This is a genomic window from Burkholderia sp. Se-20378 (genome assembly GCF_017104665.1).
Classification (GTDB): domain Bacteria; phylum Pseudomonadota; class Gammaproteobacteria; order Burkholderiales; family Burkholderiaceae; genus Burkholderia; species Burkholderia lata.
This window is the reverse complement of sequence record NZ_JAAGPG010000688.1, coordinates 1-3,393: the sequence shown is the minus strand read 5'-3', so window position 1 is coordinate 3,393 and position 3,393 is coordinate 1. Positions and strand designations below refer to the sequence as shown.

At 66.0% G+C, this 3,393-nt stretch carries 4 protein-coding genes; 3 read left to right on the top strand and 1 reads right to left on the bottom strand.

All coding sequences use genetic code 11. The features are described from left to right. The first annotated feature begins 119 nt into the window (after positions 1–119). Both G3N93_RS36150 and G3N93_RS36145 read left to right on the top strand, forming a co-directional pair. A complete protein-coding gene (locus G3N93_RS36150; protein WP_174940301.1) occupies positions 120–899 on the top strand; it encodes a DeoR/GlpR family DNA-binding transcription regulator in 780 nt (259 codons plus the stop codon). A 303-nt stretch (positions 900–1,202) separates the two neighbouring features. Then, positions 1,203–1,400, top strand: a complete 198-nt coding sequence (locus G3N93_RS36145; protein WP_006751304.1) for a hypothetical protein — start codon at positions 1,203–1,205, stop codon at positions 1,398–1,400. Positions 1,401–1,490: 90 nt separating this feature from the next. On the opposite strand, the gene G3N93_RS36140 is transcribed toward G3N93_RS36145, so the two are convergent. Continuing rightward, positions 1,491–1,859: a hypothetical protein gene (locus G3N93_RS36140; protein ID WP_041492947.1), complete on the bottom strand. Its 369-nt coding sequence runs from the start codon at positions 1,857–1,859 to the stop codon at positions 1,491–1,493. A 162-nt stretch (positions 1,860–2,021) separates the two neighbouring features. On the opposite strand from G3N93_RS36140, the gene glpD reads away from it, so the two are divergent. Beyond that, positions 2,022–3,393, top strand: a 1,372-nt coding sequence (glpD, locus tag G3N93_RS36135; protein WP_206135154.1) for a glycerol-3-phosphate dehydrogenase, incomplete at its 3' end; no start/stop codon positions are given.

Below are 3,393 nucleotides of genomic sequence, written 5' to 3'. Positions count from 1 at the left end.
TATCAAATGAATCAATGCCATTTACGCATGAATAACGGGCGACCATGCGGGCCGGGCCGGCCTAAGGTCGTTGCCGCCCTTACAATACTCGCTCCGTCTCACGACACGACCATCGAGCCATGACCCGAGATCCCCGCCTCACCCTCAACGCGCGCCAGCAGGAACTGCTCGAATGGGTGCAGCGCGACGGCTTCGTGACCGTCGATGATCTCGCCGCGCACTTCGCGGTGACGCCGCAGACGATCCGCCGCGACGTGAACTGGCTCGCCGACCTGAACCTGCTGCGCCGCTACCACGGCGGCGCGAGCCTGCCGACCAGCTCGGAGAACGTGTCGTACACGGCACGCCAGCGGATGTTCCACGACGAGAAGCGGCGCATCGCGGCGCTCGCGGCGTCGCACATTCCCGACCAGGCATCGCTGTTCATCAACCTCGGCACGACCACCGAGGAAGTCGCACGCGCACTGAACCGCCACCACGGGCTGCACGTGGTCACGAACAACCTGAACGTCGCGTCGATGATGAGCGGCTACCCCGACTGCGAGGTGCTGATCACGGGCGGCATCGTACGGCCGTGGGACAAGGGGATCGTAGGCGAACTCGCGATCGACTTCATCCGCCAGTTCAAGGTCGACTACGCGATCATCGGCACGTCGGCGATCGAAGCCGACGGCACGCTGCGCGACTTCGACACGCGCGAGGTGCGTGTGGCCGAGGCGATCATGCAGCATGCGCGCACCGTCTATCTCGTGACCGACCATTCGAAGGTCGGCCGTCCCGCGCTGGTGCGCCAGGGCCACCTGAGCCAGGTGCATGCGCTCTTCACCGACAAGCCGCTGCCGCCCGAGATGGCCGACACCGTCGCGGCCGCCGGCACCCAGGTGTACGTCGCGGAGTGACCGCGCCGATGCTGCACCGCACCCGAAACTTCAAGTGAAATCAAGAAGTTGGCGTCGCAAGCGAACCGCTTGCGCGTGACCCGGCTGTCAAAGGGAAAATTAACGGGGCACGATTTGTCGTTGCCTGCGCGCTCGACTAGACTCCAGTTCCCCGGCCCGTTCCGCCGTTCCGCCTGTGCCAGGGCGCGGACGAATGACATGGCCGGCGAATGCAGCTTTTCCCCCCAAGCCATACCCCGACGGGTATCGCGCGTCGGCTTTTGCGCCGGCTGCGCGGGCTGACTGGTCGCCATGGAGAGAACGATGCTGAGTCCGCATGAATTCGCCACGCTATTGCTTGTGAAGGACGCTCCCGATCAAACCAACATGGATCGGGACGAGATCGACGCACTGCTCGAACAGCAGCTCGTTCGTCTGGAAGGACTCGGATCGGGGCGCAAATACTGCGTGACCGAAACCGGCGACGCCGCGCTGCGGTCCATCAAATACCGCTATTCGTAAAACCACACCGCTCGTGACCTGACCGCGCCGCCCGCATTCGGGCCGCGCGGCCATTCCCGTTTTCCGCTCGCCGCCCCGCCGCAGCCTGCCTCAGCCGCCGCGCAGCGTCGGATCGACCGCCGCCCGCCAGCTGATGGCCTGCGCGCGCGCACCGTTGAAATACGCGATCCAGCCGGCCCGCGTCGCCGCGTCAGGCGCCGCATAGTGCGTCGAAAGTTCGTTTACGAACGCACAATAGTTCGCTTCGGTCAGCCCGCGATACCGTTTCGCGACGTACGCGTCGTACAACGTCGAGTAGACCGGCTGCGCGTCCGCGCCCCAATCCCGTGCCGTGCCGCCGCACGACGTCTGCAGGTCGACGAACGACGGCGTGCGCCAGTTGCCGACGAGCGGCGGCATGCCGGCAGTACACCCCGCCAGAAGGACGGCGCACACGCCGGCCCACATCCCAATACGCATGATTCACCTCGTGAAACGGTCGATTCCGCCAGTATCGTCCGGGATCGCGCCGCGCGCTACTGGCCCCGCTTTATCGAACTTTACTTTTTCGATTTCGTTCGTTAAATTTCGAATTCGAACATTTTCTGTTCAACCATTTCCATCAGACGATAAGGACAGCAGGTGACCCAACCGAATCGCTACGATCTGCTCGTCGTCGGCGGCGGCATCAACGGCGCGGGCATCGCGCGCGATGCGGCCGGCCGCGGCCTGTCGGTCATGCTCTGCGAGCAGGACGATCTCGCGTCGCACACGTCGTCGTCCAGCACGAAGCTGATTCACGGCGGCCTGCGCTACCTCGAGTACAACGAGTTCGGGCTCGTGCGCAAGGCGCTGCAGGAACGCGAGACGCTGCTGCGCGCGGCGCCGCACATCATGTGGCCGCTGCGCTTCGTGATGCCGCACATGCCGAACCTGCGTCCGGCCTGGCTGATCCGCATCGGCCTGTTCCTTTACGATCACCTCGCGAAACGCGAACTGCTGCCCGGCTCGCGCGGCATCGACATGCGCCGCCATGCGGCCGGCGCGCCGCTGATCGATTCGATCAAGCGCGGCTTCGTCTATTCGGACGGCTGGGTCGACGACGCGCGCCTCGTCGTGCTGAACGCGATGGATGCGAAGGAGCGCGGCGCCGAGATCCTGACGCGCACGAAGCTGGTGTCCGCCGAACGCCGCGGCGACGAATGGGAAGCACGACTGCAGCACGCCGACGGTTCGATCCGCGTCGTGCATGCGCGCGCGATCGCGAACGCGGCCGGCCCGTGGGTCGGCGACGTGCTGCACGGCGCGCTCGGCCGCGGCGCGCGCCACAGCGTGCGGCTCGTGCAGGGCAGCCACATCATCACGCGCCGCCTGTTCGATCACGACCACGCGTACATCTTCCAGAACCCGGACAAGCGGATCATCTTCGCGATTCCGTACGAACACGATTTCACGCTGATCGGCACGACCGACGTCGAATACACGAACGATCCCGCGAAGGTCGCGATCGATCGCGACGAGACGCAGTACCTGTGCGACTCGATCAACCGCTACTTCAAGCGCAAGATCTCGCCGGCCGACGTGCACTGGACCTACTCGGGCGTGCGCCCGCTGCTGGAAGACGAGAACGCCACGAACGCATCGGCCGTGACGCGCGACTACCGCCTCGAGCTGGACGACGGTGCGGGCGCCCCGCTGCTGTCGGTGTTCGGCGGCAAGATCACGACGTTCCGCAAGCTCGCGGAAGAAGCCGGCGACATGCTGTGCCGCGCACTCGGCCGCGACGCGAAGACCTGGACGGCCGGCGTCGCGCTGCCGGGCGGCGACATCGCGAACGCGAAGTTCGACGCATTCGCCGACACGTTCGCCAAACGCCATGCATGGCTGCCCGCCGCGCTCGCCCGCCGCTATGCGCGTGCCTACGGCACGCGCGCGGAGCGCGTGCTCGACGGCGCGAAGTCGCTCGCCGAGCTCGGCACCGAAATCGCGCCGGGCATCTACGACGCCGAACTGA

Bases quoted from the DNA above. Each gene is read 5' to 3' on its own strand.
- G3N93_RS36150 (WP_174940301.1), top strand. From the start codon at position 120: ATGACCCGAGATCCCCGCCTCACCCTCAACGCGCGCCAGCAGGAACTG.
- G3N93_RS36140 (WP_041492947.1), bottom strand. From the start codon at position 1,859: ATGCGTATTGGGATGTGGGCCGGCGTGTGCGCCGTCCTTCTGGCGGGG.
- G3N93_RS36145 (WP_006751304.1), top strand. From the start codon at position 1,203: ATGCTGAGTCCGCATGAATTCGCCACGCTATTGCTTGTGAAGGACGCT.